General features: G+C 42.9%; 24 protein-coding genes. 7 read left to right on the top strand and 17 right to left on the bottom strand.

The genetic code is table 11. The features are described from left to right. Positions 1–48: 48 nt before the first annotated feature. The 6 genes from LC608_RS23305 to LC608_RS23330 all read right to left on the bottom strand — a co-directional run bounded on the left by LC608_RS23305 (position 49) and on the right by LC608_RS23330 (position 3,537). A complete protein-coding gene (locus LC608_RS23305) occupies positions 49–342 on the bottom strand; it encodes a hypothetical protein (RefSeq protein WP_229555830.1) in 294 nt (97 codons plus the stop codon). A gap of 23 nt (positions 343–365) precedes the next feature. Continuing rightward, positions 366–1,913, bottom strand: coding sequence for a hypothetical protein (locus LC608_RS23310; protein WP_229555831.1), 1,548 nt, complete (start codon positions 1,911–1,913; stop codon positions 366–368). A 4-nt stretch (positions 1,914–1,917) separates the two neighbouring features. After that, positions 1,918–2,208, bottom strand: a complete 291-nt coding sequence (locus tag LC608_RS23315) for a hypothetical protein (RefSeq protein ID WP_229555832.1) — start codon at positions 2,206–2,208, stop codon at positions 1,918–1,920. Positions 2,209–2,211: 3 nt separating this feature from the next. Then, entirely contained in the window at positions 2,212–2,652 is a 441-nt protein-coding gene (locus tag LC608_RS23320; protein ID WP_229555833.1) for a hypothetical protein, read from the bottom strand. Then, the gene (locus tag LC608_RS23325; protein WP_229555834.1) at positions 2,642–2,962 is read right to left on the bottom strand and encodes a hypothetical protein; all 321 of its coding nucleotides are present in this window, start codon (positions 2,960–2,962) and stop codon (positions 2,642–2,644) included. The genes LC608_RS23320 and LC608_RS23325 overlap by 11 nt, the downstream gene beginning before the upstream one ends. A gap of 65 nt (positions 2,963–3,027) precedes the next feature. Next, on the bottom strand, positions 3,028–3,537 hold the full coding sequence (locus tag LC608_RS23330) for a hypothetical protein (RefSeq protein ID WP_229555835.1): 510 nt from the start codon (positions 3,535–3,537) through the stop codon (positions 3,028–3,030). Positions 3,538–3,659: 122 nt separating this feature from the next. Between LC608_RS23330 and LC608_RS23335 the strand changes: the two genes are divergently transcribed. Beyond that, complete coding sequence (locus LC608_RS23335; RefSeq protein ID WP_146110871.1) at positions 3,660–3,980, top strand: hypothetical protein; 321 nt, start codon at positions 3,660–3,662, stop codon at positions 3,978–3,980. Positions 3,981–3,985: 5 nt separating this feature from the next. Beyond that, positions 3,986–4,441, top strand: a complete 456-nt coding sequence (locus LC608_RS23340) for a hypothetical protein (RefSeq protein ID WP_229555836.1) — start codon at positions 3,986–3,988, stop codon at positions 4,439–4,441. Positions 4,442–5,022: 581 nt separating this feature from the next. On the opposite strand, the gene LC608_RS23345 is transcribed toward LC608_RS23340, so the two are convergent. Further along, positions 5,023–5,334, bottom strand: coding sequence for a hypothetical protein (locus tag LC608_RS23345; protein ID WP_229555837.1), 312 nt, complete (start codon positions 5,332–5,334; stop codon positions 5,023–5,025). Between the two features lie 265 nt (positions 5,335–5,599). Between LC608_RS23345 and LC608_RS23350 the strand changes: the two genes are divergently transcribed. Both LC608_RS23350 and LC608_RS23355 read left to right on the top strand, forming a co-directional pair. Beyond that, entirely contained in the window at positions 5,600–5,932 is a 333-nt protein-coding gene (locus LC608_RS23350; RefSeq protein WP_229555838.1) for a DUF5674 family protein, read from the top strand. Beyond that, a complete protein-coding gene (locus tag LC608_RS23355; protein WP_229555839.1) occupies positions 5,929–6,303 on the top strand; it encodes a hypothetical protein in 375 nt (124 codons plus the stop codon). Before LC608_RS23350 ends, LC608_RS23355 begins: the two co-directional genes overlap by 4 nt. Position 6,304: 1 nt before the next feature. Here the strand turns inward: LC608_RS23355 and LC608_RS23360 are convergent, their stop codons facing one another. The 10 genes from LC608_RS23360 to LC608_RS23405 form a co-directional block, all read right to left on the bottom strand. Further along, positions 6,305–6,691, bottom strand: a complete 387-nt coding sequence (locus LC608_RS23360; RefSeq protein WP_229555840.1) for a hypothetical protein — start codon at positions 6,689–6,691, stop codon at positions 6,305–6,307. Positions 6,692–6,867: 176 nt separating this feature from the next. Continuing rightward, positions 6,868–7,401 (bottom strand): hypothetical protein, encoded by a 534-nt coding sequence (locus tag LC608_RS23365; RefSeq protein ID WP_229555841.1) that lies wholly within the window; start codon positions 7,399–7,401, stop codon positions 6,868–6,870. Between the two features lie 128 nt (positions 7,402–7,529). Continuing rightward, positions 7,530–7,745 carry a hypothetical protein gene (locus tag LC608_RS23370; protein WP_229555842.1) on the bottom strand — a complete coding sequence of 72 codons (216 nt, stop codon included), beginning with the start codon at positions 7,743–7,745 and terminating at the stop codon, positions 7,530–7,532. 14 nt (positions 7,746–7,759) lie between these two features. Then, positions 7,760–8,104 (bottom strand): hypothetical protein, encoded by a 345-nt coding sequence (locus LC608_RS23375; protein WP_229555843.1) that lies wholly within the window; start codon positions 8,102–8,104, stop codon positions 7,760–7,762. 220 nt (positions 8,105–8,324) lie between these two features. Then, complete coding sequence (locus LC608_RS23380) at positions 8,325–9,098, bottom strand: ERF family protein (protein WP_229555844.1); 774 nt, start codon at positions 9,096–9,098, stop codon at positions 8,325–8,327. A gap of 18 nt (positions 9,099–9,116) precedes the next feature. Then, positions 9,117–9,377: a hypothetical protein gene (locus LC608_RS23385; RefSeq protein WP_229555845.1), complete on the bottom strand. Its 261-nt coding sequence runs from the start codon at positions 9,375–9,377 to the stop codon at positions 9,117–9,119. Positions 9,378–9,406: 29 nt separating this feature from the next. Beyond that, a complete protein-coding gene (locus LC608_RS23390; protein ID WP_229555846.1) occupies positions 9,407–9,634 on the bottom strand; it encodes a hypothetical protein in 228 nt (75 codons plus the stop codon). Beyond that, entirely contained in the window at positions 9,631–9,846 is a 216-nt protein-coding gene (locus tag LC608_RS23395) for a hypothetical protein (RefSeq protein ID WP_229555847.1), read from the bottom strand. The genes LC608_RS23390 and LC608_RS23395 overlap by 4 nt, the downstream gene beginning before the upstream one ends. 97 nt (positions 9,847–9,943) lie before the next feature. Next, positions 9,944–10,375, bottom strand: a complete 432-nt coding sequence (locus tag LC608_RS23400) for a hypothetical protein (RefSeq protein ID WP_229555848.1) — start codon at positions 10,373–10,375, stop codon at positions 9,944–9,946. A 79-nt stretch (positions 10,376–10,454) separates the two neighbouring features. Continuing rightward, positions 10,455–11,054 (bottom strand): hypothetical protein, encoded by a 600-nt coding sequence (locus tag LC608_RS23405; protein WP_229555849.1) that lies wholly within the window; start codon positions 11,052–11,054, stop codon positions 10,455–10,457. A gap of 252 nt (positions 11,055–11,306) precedes the next feature. Here LC608_RS23405 and LC608_RS23410 point away from each other — a divergent pair, with 252 nt between their 5' ends. From LC608_RS23410 to LC608_RS23420, 3 genes are all read left to right on the top strand, one after another. Then, positions 11,307–11,558: a hypothetical protein gene (locus LC608_RS23410; RefSeq protein WP_193912988.1), complete on the top strand. Its 252-nt coding sequence runs from the start codon at positions 11,307–11,309 to the stop codon at positions 11,556–11,558. Positions 11,559–11,916: 358 nt separating this feature from the next. Next, positions 11,917–12,111, top strand: coding sequence for a hypothetical protein (locus LC608_RS23415; protein ID WP_229555850.1), 195 nt, complete (start codon positions 11,917–11,919; stop codon positions 12,109–12,111). A 34-nt stretch (positions 12,112–12,145) separates the two neighbouring features. After that, positions 12,146–13,753, top strand: coding sequence for a hypothetical protein (locus LC608_RS23420; protein WP_229555851.1), 1,608 nt, complete (start codon positions 12,146–12,148; stop codon positions 13,751–13,753). Positions 13,754–13,855: the final 102 nt, after the last annotated feature.

The raw sequence follows: 13,855 nt of genomic DNA on the forward strand, positions 1-13,855 counted from the left end.
TAACTTAAAACTTGATTGATAGGGAAATTAACGACACTGCTCAACTAATTAAACACGTTTAATCCCTCCATAAAGTAATTGATATCCCAGCCTCAATCTCGTAATAAATTCGTCAGTATTACGATTGCCCCAAACAGGATTACTACGGCTTTTTATCCAGTTGATTGGACTATGACAAATCTCATTATGACAACGGTAGCACGTAGGAAATGTTGAGACTCCAATAACATCATTGCCGTAGTAAGCGTGATGGATCTCTTCACTTTTCTTAGTCAGACAGACTACACAATAATTGTGAGTTTTTCGGTGAGCGATCGCTACTTGTTTTCTGTACTTTTTCAAATCGCCATACCGAGCATTCCAGTCTAATTCTCCAAATCGGGAAAACCGAGATTTTCCAGCAGTAGGGTAACGCCTTTTTCGTTTAACTCTTGCCCTGTTAATTCGTGCCACTTCTGTTTGATTTCCTGAAAATGTGGTCTTCTCCCTAATTCGTTTGCCCATTTTCTAATTTCTTTATACCAGTCAATCTGCTGTTCTGAGGATTGCTGATTATTTTTAGAACTATCAACAGTGTCATCATTCGGTTTGGAATCTTGTTTTTGTTCCAGACCTTTGATATCAAATTCCGGGATTAGGGCAACAAAGGGATTAGACCGAGTGGGAATTACCAGGGCATATCGAACCCCGGCTTTATCTAACAGTTCGCAAGCCTGTCGCAAGACCTCTAAAATCTCCTTTTTAACGTTTACGAAATCCTGGGGATGGTCAAGGATATAACTCGATGTCTGCCCTACAGCAATAAAGCAAACGTTTTTCAGAGATGGGCGGCTAAATCCGGTTTCCCCAGAGAGCGGGGACTGTCCCATAAATAGACCATGACCCTTTAACCCAGCAGTGAATTTGATGATATAGTTCCAAAAACCTTGCAAATCTTTGGCGGTATCAGCATCCACCATTCCCGGAAGTCCTTTACCACCACCATAAACACTATCAACTTCATCCTGGGCAAATAATAATTCTGGGACACCGTGACATTCGCCACCAACAATTGATACTCTGGCTTTTTGTTGATCAATCATGCCAGTGGCAAAGGTAATCCAATTTTTCAATTCTTTCATGCCGTCAAACTTACGGCTGAACTTGCACAACCATCTGGTGACATCATCCTTTGGATCACTGCCAATCACAATTGCTGGTGTTTGAGATTTTGCACCAATTTTGTTGATAATCACCCCAGCCAGGGTAGACTTCCCAGATTGTGTTCCACCAGATAGGTAAAAATGGTGATTACTGCGAAGAGTCATATTTTGATTAGATGCAGCATCACATAGTTCATCAATCCAAGCACCATCAATTCTGATGTAACCAGGATAATTTGCTGCTAGGGCTTGCAGAATTTTCATCGCACCCGGATTAGTCACGGACTGCACAAATTCTTCATCAATATCAGCAATATCGGGATTGGGAATACCAGCCGGTGAGGGTGATTGTTGTGCTGGTGGTTCAGGGAGTGTAACCAAACCTTGCAACTGATATTCAGCTATCCACCGGGGGCGCTCTTGCATTGGTAGCCGATTCACATAATCAGCAACTCGGCGTTTGGCAGCGATCGCAGTCGTAACATAATCATAAACAGCCTCACTTTGTAAATGCTGCTTAAGTGATTTCAGGTCAGCTTCTTCTAAAGAGCGGTATACTTTCTGTTTGCCTTCGCTGATTTGGGCAGAAACCCCAAACAATCCAGCACTCACTGTTCCAGCACCAAGTAGCATCCCGGTTGTTATTCGGTCAGTATTTAAGAAAAAAGGAGCAGACAGACACATAACTGCACTCGCTCCTAAAGAACATAAAATACTCCGTTCTGCATGAATGACGCTACTGGCAGTTAGACGTTGTAATTCAAATGGCATAAACTTATCCCACCCCCAACGCAACACCGGCTGCAACTAAAGTCAGAAAAACAAACAGAAATATTACCCCAGGCATTAATCCAATAGTGAAAGTTTTGCGGTTGAAACCGAATCCTTTAACGACTAAACCGCCAAAGTTGAATAACCCTAGAAATATGCAACAGATAGAGATTATGCCGATAAACCAAAGAATGTACTTACTAACGGGGCTGGCAACCGATAAATAACCCATAAACATCGAAAAGCCAACCCCACACACTGCATATCCTATATGAAAGAGCTTGATACTTTGCATAACTTAGAACCTGAATGAATCTCCCACTTCATCAAATGCTTTCTCGTATCCCCCCAACTGACGTTGTTGTTCCTGAGAACCAAAGGCATGACGGATCACCGCCTCCCCATGTAACGCCTTGGTTCGCTGCAAATCCTCCTCAATCTTCATGGCTTCTTGGGAATATGCCAATTGGTTTTTATACATCTCTGCTAGAGATTGCAACTGTTTGAGCTTGTGCCGGGAAAATTTAGTGTGCAACCACTTCTGTGCTTTTAAAGTGCCAGCCACTTCCGCTTCATCCAATACTTGTTGTGCAGTCGTGTAAGCTGGCAATGTGTAGCGATCGCGGATTGATGAAGGTAAATTTCCTTCAATAGCGGTTGCATCACCAACCCTTAAATCCGTTGAAACTACACCGTCATTTTTGCTACCGAATAGACCAGGAAGCCATTTACCTAACATTGCTATACGTCTCCTGAATTTGTTGAACTTGTTGACCGACGTAACGATAAATACCGTATATGCCAATGAACGAAAACATCAAAATAGCAAAAGCTGCAATCACCCCTTGAGCCATTAAACCTCGCTGCATTAGCTCCTCAACTCTATTGGCGTTGTTTGATCGCACTCTTGACTCATCAATAAGTTGTTGGACGATTAGGAATTCCTCTGGTGTCAGGTTTTTTAATGTCAGCCCCGACAAATTTAACTCGCCGTCCTTCTTCAGGTGAATATTTAATGGTTTCTTGTAAGTTTCTTGTTGTTGCTCCATAGAATGCCACGCCTAATACAAGAATTAATAGCAGCAGATTCAGTACTGCTGCTATCAAGATGAATTTACTCGGCTGCATCCGCAAAGTTAGCGCCGAAAATACCCGCAACGAGTTCGTTACCGATTGCACGAAAGGATTCCACGTCAGCTTCTTCCTCCATCGCCTTAGAGACAAACTTACTCACCACGTCCTTGGGGGCATTGCGAATCGTCGATAATAACTGGTCTGCTTTATCAGTTGTGTAAGCATCAATCCCGACGCTAAGGACATCTTCTAAGGATTGAATTTCTTGGTTTGAAACCTGGGATGCATGAGCGATCGCTCCTTGCAATGGAGGAGTGGATTTACGGCGGGGTGAGTTTTTACCGAGTTTACCTCCCGTATTCTTGGACTTGCCATTAGCGGCTAATTTCCCGGTTGCTTGCCTTTGCTCAAGAATCTGAATAGCGATCGCTTGGGCTTGTTGATCGGTCAATTGGTCGATGTCAGCGTCAACTTGGGCGCAGAGGTTAGCGACTTCATCATCAGTGGCTTCTATATTATAGGGTTGAAGGAATTGTTGAATCTTTTCCACAATATGCTTCCAATTATGCGAGTAATGGTGTTATTTTAGCATCCATTTATTTGATATAGCATTAAAATTAGAAAATAGGACGCTAAAAAGTATAATTATGGAATCTAATTGGCATCATAAACATGGCAGATAAACGCGACCGAAGATTTTCCGTTAACCTTCCCTTAGTTAAAGAGATACGCCTGATTCTATGGGGACATACCAGAGGAGTAAGCAAAACTCGTATGGCAGAAGCAATTTTGATTGATCGGGTTTCCAGCGATGGAAATTGGCGAGAAGTTTGTCAGGACTTGAAACAAGAAGCGGCTATCAATAACTCTACGGTTAGTGAATTAGTTGCAGACATACTCAAAAACAACGGCTTGAAAGACGTGTTCGATATTGAAACCGTAGATTGGGAAACATTTTTAGTAGACGAATCAGCAATACCTACGGAGGAATAATACAAATGGCTATGGAAAAATACCCTTTAGACTGGCTCAAAACCTCGTGTGAGCAAGTCTACTGCCGTACCATAGCAGAGCGTACTTGGCGCAAATGGTTAAGATTGTGCCAAGTTCCACAGTACGCTAGGGAAGTGGTAAAGGAACAAGCTATGTGGCTATTGACTTTAGCTTATATGAAGAAGTTAGAGCCGAATAAAAAATTCACCCTGTTTCAAATTAAGTTTAAACTCTCAGGAAATCCATTTGCCGAATTGCATCTAGCTGAAGCAATTTATAACGCTTGTTACACCAACGCAGTTGGAAAAGATTTACCAGAAATCATTTTAAGAGTCACAGGTAAACAGGTAACAGTACGAACACTTTACCGTTGGGCACGAAAGCAGCAAGTAACTTTCAAAGCTTCTAAATGTTTAAGTCGCCCAGAAGTTGAGCAATGGATACGATGGGCTGCGGCTTAATAAAGGGAAAGGGGTAAAGGGGAATGGGGAAAGGAGAATTTAAGGTTTTCTCCCTCGCCCCTTCTCTTTTTCCCTCTTAATTGGGGGGCAGAATTGCCCCTCTTTTTTATTTTCTTTAGACTTCTTGCAGGGAAAAGGGTAAAGGAAAATTCCATCCCTCCTCCCTTATTCCCAGAGGGCCCCACTTTCACCTTTCCCCTTTAACCCTTTCCCTTTACCCGACAAATGTCAAGAAGTCTTTTTCAGATGTCACAAATCAAGTGTGCCGTGACATTTTAAAATGCCCAGAACCCCTATTCTTTCGTTGTGACATCGGGCCGCTTTTCCTGAAACCCTTATATTTCTAATGTCACAGCCACCATTTTCTAAAATTCCCTCCCTGCAATCATTAGAGCGATTTTTATCCCTTTTTTGGCCGCTTTCCGTGCCGCTTTCCTTTTTCAACTTCATTTTTGAGTGGTTAAAAATGCCTCAAATGCTGTCGGGGTAAAGAGTAGAGATGTCACAACTCAAAGCGGCACACTTGGTCAATTTTTGAGAAAAGCGGGCTTTTGGGGCTTTTTTTATTAAAGCCCGATTTTTCACACCGCCTCTAAATACTGTGTCAGGTTCTCAATCTTGCGCTGGCAAAAGTCAATCTCGCCTTCTATCTCCAAACGCAATTCTTGAGCAGGTGGTAATTGAATCCCAGATTCCGAAATATATTCGACCTGTTCATCTTCGGTGCTAACTAATATCGCATATCGCCATGAACCGTCTCGTTCAGGAACCACCAAGTTTTCAAATAGACAATACTGAACCCCTACAATCATCCCCTGCTTGGTTCTTTGCCCTAACGAGTATTTTGGTGATGTCCAGTGATTCGGGATGGTGACAACTTTTGAAGTTTCCATACGATTGCTCCTATCTTTGTTTTGACTGTGTTTGTACTACTCGCTGCTGCCTTTTCTCTACCAAAATTTGACCGATAGCTCCTCCAGTATCCAGCCCAAACATAGCTGTAGCGATCGTGCACATTGTATTTCTGCCTTGATATTTACACCCCTAAATACCCGATAGATATGGCGGCTAATGTGGTAGTAAGACTTACAGCAATTACTTGTGCTTGATTCCGTTCCATAATTAGAATGCCTTTCCCTGATAGAGGTTATGATTTAAATGATTTCGCTGTTACGCGAACGCGCTACCCCGGAACAACTTGAACAAATGCTTACTGAACACAAGTTCTACATCAAAACAGCAGTTGATATCGAGCGTCTTGTGTTGGTTGGTGGTGGCGATCTGCACGCTGATTGCGAAAAAGAGCTATTGAAAGACGGTAGTAGACAACAAGATATTTGGGCTGCCAGTTTTATGCCTTTGACTGGGAAAATGATTTTTGAATCAATGGTTAATCTTCGTCCCCGGCAAAATAGATCAATGGAGATTTTAGACCCTAATATTAGAGAAAGGGTTGCTCAACTTGTTATCGAGTTCTTAGGAAACTTATGATCCAAATGACACCAGAGCAGAAAAATTTTACACAAGATGATGTGACTACTCGGTTGCATCACTTGGCAAATCATCTATCGCAAATTCAGTCTATGTGGGTTGGAGACTCATCAAGGGATTTGATGCTGCCTTTGGTAAAAGAAAGTCGGTACTTTATTGAGTGGACTGTACCCGACATGGTAAAAGCAGACGACATTGACCGAGCCTGTGAGCTAGTTGACTTAGTTCGTTTGCTGACTAATTGGCTGTTTGATTGGGAGAACATTTGGTCGGATGCCCAACAAAAGCAATCTGCATCTCTTGAAACTTCATATTGGTTACGTCGGGTTTTGGAAATATCACGTACAGAACCAGAATCACTGAGTGCTTAATTTACTCAATTAGTTTCTTGGTGCTGGGGAACTTCTCGTGATCCGAGCAAGTATCACCCTCTACCCCATGCGGATGAATCGCACAAACCAGCCTAACTCTCCCATATTCAATACCATGAAAATTTCGGCATCCTTTGCAAGCCTTTGGTATCGCTTTGAGTCTTTCATCTAAAGTTCTGTCGATTTGTTCTTCAATTTGAGTTTTTAACAGACGATCTACAGCTATTGTTTGCAATCCAACTCCTCCTAACATCAGGGACAAGCCAGAAATCCAACTTTTCGCACCCTCTCCAACAATTGCTCCTTTAACACTGATAATGGTGCCGATTACCATTGCCGTTGCTCCTGATGCTGCGACGAAAACATTCAAATATTTAAGCTTTGACATTGGTTTTTCTCTCTATTATCGAGATGAAATTCTGTACAACGGGGTAAGGCCCGTTGGGGCAGGGTATAGGGTGTGGGGTTGCAGATTAAAAATAGTTTAGATGGTTGATGAGCTTCCCAATCGGAGCATTTATCACGTTGCCAGCTAGAGGGGTGAACACTACAGATTAAAGTCCCTTATTTAAGGCAAGGTTTCTTTGCAGAGGCATCTGCTGCTCGCCGTGCTTCTTGATTCGCTTTTTCTCCACCTTTGACTTTTTTCGTTACACAGATATTCTCTGGTGTGATTTTCGCTACCGCCAGATAAGACGTTCTTTGATTTGGTAAATTGGGATTTTCATTGGCATACACCCGCACGATTAAGGCGATGGGCAGCACCTTTCCTCCTCTGTTCTCTACTCGCCATTCAGCTTTCTCCCCCAAGGTAGAGAAAGCTGGAGTGATAACCTGCGAATATTTGAGCGAATGCTGCTGCCCATCTGGTGTCAGCACGGTTACGGACTCTCGAGCATCTACATCTTGAACTAGCAGACTATAATCCGCCACTCCTGCACATTTCCGCACAGAACTGCTGGTTTCCTTATCAACTTCGATGGTTTTGCAACGATTAGATGAAAGACCAGTATAAATACTGTCAATCGAATTTGCGGAGGCGAGATTGGAAAAGGCACAACTCAAAGTGCAGATAGCGATAAAATTTCTCCAAAACATATTAAAACTCTCTTTTGATAGAACCGTATTGGCGGATAACGGCATTATTCAGCCCTAACTAATCATCTCTCAAACTTAAACGACTAAACCTAAATGCTCGTATGTAACAGAAAATGTGTCTAAATACTTTAAAGCTGTTGAGTGGCTTGTTCAACCTCATCAATTGCATCCGCTATTTCTCCCAAAACATTGAACGCATCATTTAGCACCACATCATTTGATGTAGAAAAGTACTCGGACGACTGAAGCCTGCGATAATCTTTACTACTCCCCACAAGCCGCAATGTATGTTGACAGCCTTGCAAAATAGTCCGAATCTCTGATGTAGTTAATTTGATTTCCATTATTGTTTATCTCCCTAAAATTTATCTCGTTGAATACTGAAACTTGCTCCGATTAGAGAACTGCCTAAGAAGGCAGAAAAACTTACTAGCATTGCACCTAAGCAAATACTTTTTTGCTGCTGCCAACTAGAGATGATGATGTTGGGGTTAGCATTTGTCTCGATAATCTCCAGCCCCCAGCAAGCCATTGCTCCAACTCCTGAAAAGCTAGTCAAGAGTAGAGAGACGATTGCAGTTGTTTCTATGGTGCGATCAATGAAAATCCTGGGGTTGAATCCTCTCCTAGTACGGCGGCGAAGAACCATTTTACTCTTGTGGTCTAACCCTGATTGGTAAACAACTTGTTTGTGATTAGTCATTTGGCATCTTCCAATTCAATAAAAAACCCTGCACCAGTATTCGTAATCTTTACCTTTCTTTGATTGACCAACGTTTGAATTACACTAAGACTAAAGCTGATACTACACAATCGAGCGCTACCCCCACAACGACGAAGATATTGTATGCATAATGAGGAATTGTCAGTAGGAGCGGGATGAGTGGATTTTCTCGGCATGATATTTTTCCTATTGGTGTTATTCAATTGAGTTCTGGTAATTGTGCAAGCGCTCCTTCCATCCATGCCTGAATTGCTTCCATCTCAGAAACACCTCGCAATACAGCATCGATTACGTGTTTCTGATAAGAATTAACAGCATGATTAGGATGTCCAAACTTGTTCCCAGCCCAAGCCAAACACATAGTCTTGACTAATTCATCAATTTGAAGAGAGTCAAGTTCACTTGGACTAGTCACATTCCGAGAATGCAGCCACTCTTTGACTAAATCGAGTGGATAATTTAAAAGTGTGCGAACTTCTTTGACTCGCAAATCTTTTGGGCTGATTGATGGTGCAGTTACAGCTTGTTTTGGTGGCTGAACTCTAGACTGTTGATTGTCTTTGCGAGGTCTAATATTATTTTGTGCTTGTTCTGTCTTTTGAGGAGTAGTTACACCTTCGGCATCATCGTCTTCATCTGCTGTTACCGATAAAATTGCACACACAGCATAACGACGCGCGTAGGTTAAGGCTGCACCCAATTTCTGGGAATCACTAATCTCAGGTAAAGGATAAGTGCTGGTGATACTCTCTCCAGATTCATGAAAAATATGAGTCCGCAGTACGGTTTTACTTTCAAAGATTTCAGTAGTTTGAATTATTACTAATCCATGTTTACTGAGTCCGGGAGTGACAGCATCTAACACAGCATCTAGTGTTGCATACTTACGCTTGTAGTGAGGATTAGTACCGTCTTTCTGAATGGGGTTAAACTCTGACTTTGCCTTGATTAAAGCTTTGATTAGTTCTTGCATTGCCCGGCTCCTCGCATTTTACCAATCGCTTTCATTGACATCACCAGACACTTTTTTGCTAGACTTAGCCTTAGTAATCTGGAACTCTGAGGCTTTTAGCACAGGCATTGCCGCTTGTTTTACAGAAGTTTTAGCTTGTTGATAGAGGAATTGGGTTATTCCATCCGCGTCTTCCCCATCTTCTACTTGCGCCCATAGAGAGCAACCTAAATCGAGTGATTCAAAATTGCCGAGATTAAATTTCCTAGAGTAGCTAACAGAGACAGTTGTAAATTTCATGTAATTTCAGTTTTGGTATATGTTGGTTGTTAATTTTCTTCGCTAGTATCAACCATCTCAATGCTAAGTCTTTGGCATAAATCGCTAGCTTTTACACCAACAACTCCTGGTTGAATCTCAGTAGATAATTCCTCAATAATTGAATGAAAGCCAGGGCCTTCATCATTAATTTCCACCTCAATCAAACCTGCATTATTCGATATAACAGTTGCCCACCTTGGCAAAGCTTGAGGAATACTGGTTGCGTAGAGTTTCATACTTCTATATCCTGATTAAACTTGACTTCAACGACTTCTTCCAGACAACCCATTGCCTCAGCCAAATAGTGCAGAACATCACCCAAGTGTGTTGCTGCCTCTGGATCAATCTTCTTTTCAGCAATCAACAAAAGCCAAGTTTTATTTTGTGCAATAGCCTGAATATTTACGTAGCACGAGTTGAATTGCTTCAGTATTTCTATCGGTTCCATTGGTTTCTCCGATGAGTTGCGTTGTTGTATTCAGATAAACTGAGAATTTGATTTTGCTCTTTACTTTAGAGGTGGGTTTTCCTGCCCACCCGTTTCCTTACGCTGTAACCAAATGTTTCGCTTGTGGCACGTATCTCTTTAGCCTTTCCCACTCCTCATTCGTCAGCGAATCGAATTCTTTATCTAGCAACTCTTCTTCCGTGGCTGGTTGTTCTGTGGTCGCTTTTGATACCCTTGCCACATTCATAAATTCGTCTAGTCCAACTGCTGCATCAATCGGCTCGGCGTATCGAAGAGAATCCACTCCGTTAGACCAGTGAGTAATATGTTGAAATATCACTCCCAGCATTGAATGACCTTTGTACACTCGATAATTTCTGGGGCAAGCTCCATTAACATAAACCAGTTTGTAGCCAGGGATTTCGATAACCTCTGCGTTGGGGTCGGTTGGAGGTAAGAGAATTTTCTCTAGGCAGTCACCTAAACCCGGATCAAGAAGTGCAGTGTTACTTGCTGTATTTTGTGTCATGATTGTGTCTATTCGAGATTAACCTCGTTGGCGATTGCAATTCTTTTGGTGTGCAATCGCCCTTTCTACCTTCAGCAACTTACGCGGCTACTGTCGCTCGGACTCCTAACGACGCGATCACATCTTTGGCACTGCCAGCAACCCGATTTACCCCGTACTGTCTGGGTCTTGAGTACCAACCTTCTTGATTGCACCCGACGAAGCCAACAAAATGCCCGTCTCGGTAGAGTTTGGTGCTAAACGAGAGCCAATCTATCTCACCGTGGTATAGACCGAAAATAATGCAAGCTGTTTCCAGTTCATCGCTCAATCGCTCGTTGCGTTCTCTCGGTGTTTCTGGCAGAGTCGCTTTTACCTCTGCAACTCTTGTAGCGAACCAGTTCCTGTGAAAGGGTAGCCGTCCACCACCGACTAACTGCACCCATACTGTGATTCCGCCTTCGATCCAGATTGTACGCACTGATTCGGGTTCGACCTGAATAATCTCGCCAATGATGCGACGGTCACGAGCAGTCAGGGGGTCTTGGGTTGGGGCTACAGCTTCGGCTTGGGATTCGAGGTGGCTGTACAGTTCTGGTTGGGCTAGGGCTTGTTCATCTCTGCGAGGGGGATCAGCAATTAGTGTTTGATTTAACTTGAAGCTTGAGGGTGCTTGCTGTATATAGGTTAAATGCGTCATAATGAGGATTTCCTGCCTCTACATGGGGTTAGGTTTTTCACAAAGGGCGATCGCGTAAGTTTCTCAGGCTGGAGCGATCGTCTTTTGTTTTGCTATCTTTAGTATAGGCTAAAAGATTTCCTAAGTCAAGCATAAATATAGGTTTATGTATAGGCAAAAACGCTAAAAGTCCTATTTTATAGGCAAAAACTAGGCTGGCGAGTAGAATTAGGTATAGGCTAAAAGCGATGATTGAGCAGAAAAGGACATACTATGCCAAGAAATCTTGCGGAAGGGGAAACCCAAATGAACTTTCGCATTCCAGAAGAAAAGAAAATTGCTTTCTTAAAAAAGGCCAAAGCGAGTGGGACTTCTGCTAGTAGACTTCTACTAGAGTTCATCGACAGTTATTTAGGAATATCGCCAAGAAGCGACGACGAAATTGACAACATCAAGAAGAAAGTTGCAGAGCTTGAGGAGTTTAAGGAACGTGCTGAGAAAATCCTGGGGGAATTAGCAGCCTGAGAAGCGCCTCGGAGCAACTCAGGCTATCACGCGAACGGATTCGCCAGTTTTTAGAATTTGAAGATGAAGAAAAACCCCCTGAAACATAGCTTCGGGGGTTTTGCAGTTAATGAGATCCCTGCCAAACAAAGGCAGGATTTATCACTATAGGCTAGCCTAGCAACTAGCCTATAAAAATTATATACTGATTATGGGTTTAATGATTTCCTTTGTATAGGCTAAAATGAAACTATATTTAAAAGTTAGGCAAAAAATGAAATGAGAAACTTAAAAACGGATGTTACTCGATCACAAAATTTCAGCGAACAATTATTGTATTGCTGCGCTTGACCGTATTAGTCCAGTGTTCGATTACCTTATGAGGCAGTCCGATAATCAGCAGGAAAGGATCAACCTGAGTAATTATTATCTCTGCTGCTTAGTAAAAGCGATCGCCGCCGACCAAAGCAATGCGATCGCCCGTTCAATTCATTCACCACAAAGTGAACTAACTATAATGCTGACACATTTTGGAAAAACCCTCCAAATCATCTGCAAGGTTCACTTTGGTTAAGCTGCACCACCTCAACTTTTAGGCATCTACCATAGTGAGCAATAAATATGCTGACACTAGACAGAGAACAAACAACAGCACTCGATTACACTGTTGTCATAGTATCCAGGAAACCTTCACTGCCATTGACCGTTTTGAGTGGCAAGCATCTGATGAACTGCGCCTTATGCGAGACAACCACTATTACAAAGATGGTGGACACATAAGTTTTGAAGCCTATTGTGAAAGCGAGTTGACCAAACACGGGGGATATCGCCGGGTCAGAGATTTGCTATCTGCGAAGAAAGTAGTTGATACCTTGCCTAACGATTTGAAGGCACATATTACTAAACCTTCTCAAACTCGCCCCCTACTTCGTTTGGTCAAAACTCCCGACAAGCTGAACGAAGTCGTAGCGATCGCAGCGAAAGAAAAACCCTTCCCCACTGCCGCCGATTTTGCTCTTGCAGTTCAGAAGGTTATTCCAAAAAATACGTCACCCACGACAACCAGTAGCACAAAACAAGAAAAAGTCAAAACGCAATTGTGTAATTCTGTCACTGTTTCTCCCCTTTCACATCCCAGATATGGCGAATCGGGAGTGATTGAGGCAGACGCGCCGAATAACTATCAGGAGATTGTCACCTTCAGCGATGGTGAGAGGTTGCTGATCAATAATGCTGATTTGACTGGTTTAAATGACGCAATTGTGTCCGAATCGAGTGGGCGGACTTACCCAAAAGAATATTCTGAAGCGATTGCTGCTATTGAAGAACGCCATAAACAGGAGTTAGAGCGACTGGAGCAGGATTTGAGGATTGGTTTGCAAACAGAGGCCGCAGCCAGAGCCGAAGAACAAGTACAAGAGCAAATCCAATCTCTGCAAAACCTGTACAGGCAGCAGAAAGAGCAAAACATCCAGTTGCAGGAACGGCTCTCTGAAATGGAGGGGTTACGGAAACTGGAAATTGAAAATCAACAACTCAAGCAGCGTATTCAAGATTTGGAAAACTCGGTTGAACAGCGCCCTTCTCAAGAATGGGGAAATACCATGAGCCAGCAAGCGACCAAAGCTTTGAACAAGCAGGTAAAACTTGCACTAGAGAAAACTATTGATTTGCGATCGCTAGCTGTAGAACCACCCAAGGAAAATGCCCAAGAATGTCTGCGGCTTATGGGTATGGCTTTGAAAAACCTAAGCGAAGCCATGAACAATACCCAGGCATTGGAAGCTGCGGCGCTAATTCTGGGGAGTGAGCCGACACCACAGGCGATCGCTTACCGAGCCGAGCAATTAGAAATGTTGCCTCAAGCGGTTAGTGAGATTAGGGCGGTGCTAGCTAAACCTGGGTGTAGTTGGCAGGAGTTTTGGAATGTTGCCCAAGAGTACGAAGTAATTAAACCAGACTACTGGATGGAATTAAGCACAGAGGAAACAGATTTAATTACCACACTCCAGAAAGCATCCTCTCAACCAGACACTATTGGCATCAGCTCTATTGTTGCCCATGCCGACCCCTACCGTACTTTGTATGTCGAGAGGGGTGAAGTTGTAGAGGATTTGGGCGAGGAAGTAGTGGTGGCATGGGATCACTGGAAGGAACAATCGAAAAAGACTGACAGGTATTTCCGAGATGAGTTGCGGTTCTGGCAACCTCAATAGGCTTTCAGTGTATCGGTAACTTTTTAGACAAACAAATATCGAACTAAACCCTGCGATGCCGAAGGCGATAAACAACACTGTAGGGAAATTTCCGTGCGTCAA

The organism is Nostoc sp. XA010 (assembly GCF_020829625.1).
Taxonomy (GTDB): domain Bacteria; phylum Cyanobacteriota; class Cyanobacteriia; order Cyanobacteriales; family Nostocaceae; genus Nostoc.

Bases quoted from the DNA above. Each gene is read 5' to 3' on its own strand.
- LC608_RS23310 (WP_229555831.1), bottom strand. From the start codon at position 1,913: ATGCCATTTGAATTACAACGTCTAACTGCCAGTAGCGTCATTCATGCA.
- LC608_RS23315 (WP_229555832.1), bottom strand. From the start codon at position 2,208: ATGCAAAGTATCAAGCTCTTTCATATAGGATATGCAGTGTGTGGGGTT.
- LC608_RS23320 (WP_229555833.1), bottom strand. From the start codon at position 2,652: ATGTTAGGTAAATGGCTTCCTGGTCTATTCGGTAGCAAAAATGACGGT.
- LC608_RS23325 (WP_229555834.1), bottom strand. From the start codon at position 2,962: ATGGAGCAACAACAAGAAACTTACAAGAAACCATTAAATATTCACCTG.
- LC608_RS23335 (WP_146110871.1), top strand. From the start codon at position 3,660: ATGGCAGATAAACGCGACCGAAGATTTTCCGTTAACCTTCCCTTAGTT.
- LC608_RS23340 (WP_229555836.1), top strand. From the start codon at position 3,986: ATGGCTATGGAAAAATACCCTTTAGACTGGCTCAAAACCTCGTGTGAG.
- LC608_RS23345 (WP_229555837.1), bottom strand. From the start codon at position 5,334: ATGGAAACTTCAAAAGTTGTCACCATCCCGAATCACTGGACATCACCA.
- LC608_RS23350 (WP_229555838.1), top strand. From the start codon at position 5,600: ATGATTTCGCTGTTACGCGAACGCGCTACCCCGGAACAACTTGAACAA.
- LC608_RS23355 (WP_229555839.1), top strand. From the start codon at position 5,929: ATGATCCAAATGACACCAGAGCAGAAAAATTTTACACAAGATGATGTG.
- LC608_RS23360 (WP_229555840.1), bottom strand. From the start codon at position 6,691: ATGTCAAAGCTTAAATATTTGAATGTTTTCGTCGCAGCATCAGGAGCA.
- LC608_RS23365 (WP_229555841.1), bottom strand. From the start codon at position 7,401: ATGTTTTGGAGAAATTTTATCGCTATCTGCACTTTGAGTTGTGCCTTT.
- LC608_RS23370 (WP_229555842.1), bottom strand. From the start codon at position 7,745: ATGGAAATCAAATTAACTACATCAGAGATTCGGACTATTTTGCAAGGC.
- LC608_RS23375 (WP_229555843.1), bottom strand. From the start codon at position 8,104: ATGACTAATCACAAACAAGTTGTTTACCAATCAGGGTTAGACCACAAG.
- LC608_RS23380 (WP_229555844.1), bottom strand. From the start codon at position 9,098: ATGCAAGAACTAATCAAAGCTTTAATCAAGGCAAAGTCAGAGTTTAAC.
- LC608_RS23385 (WP_229555845.1), bottom strand. From the start codon at position 9,377: ATGAAATTTACAACTGTCTCTGTTAGCTACTCTAGGAAATTTAATCTC.
- LC608_RS23390 (WP_229555846.1), bottom strand. From the start codon at position 9,634: ATGAAACTCTACGCAACCAGTATTCCTCAAGCTTTGCCAAGGTGGGCA.
- LC608_RS23395 (WP_229555847.1), bottom strand. From the start codon at position 9,846: ATGGAACCGATAGAAATACTGAAGCAATTCAACTCGTGCTACGTAAAT.
- LC608_RS23400 (WP_229555848.1), bottom strand. From the start codon at position 10,375: ATGACACAAAATACAGCAAGTAACACTGCACTTCTTGATCCGGGTTTA.
- LC608_RS23405 (WP_229555849.1), bottom strand. From the start codon at position 11,054: ATGACGCATTTAACCTATATACAGCAAGCACCCTCAAGCTTCAAGTTA.
- LC608_RS23410 (WP_193912988.1), top strand. From the start codon at position 11,307: ATGCCAAGAAATCTTGCGGAAGGGGAAACCCAAATGAACTTTCGCATT.
- LC608_RS23415 (WP_229555850.1), top strand. From the start codon at position 11,917: ATGAGGCAGTCCGATAATCAGCAGGAAAGGATCAACCTGAGTAATTAT.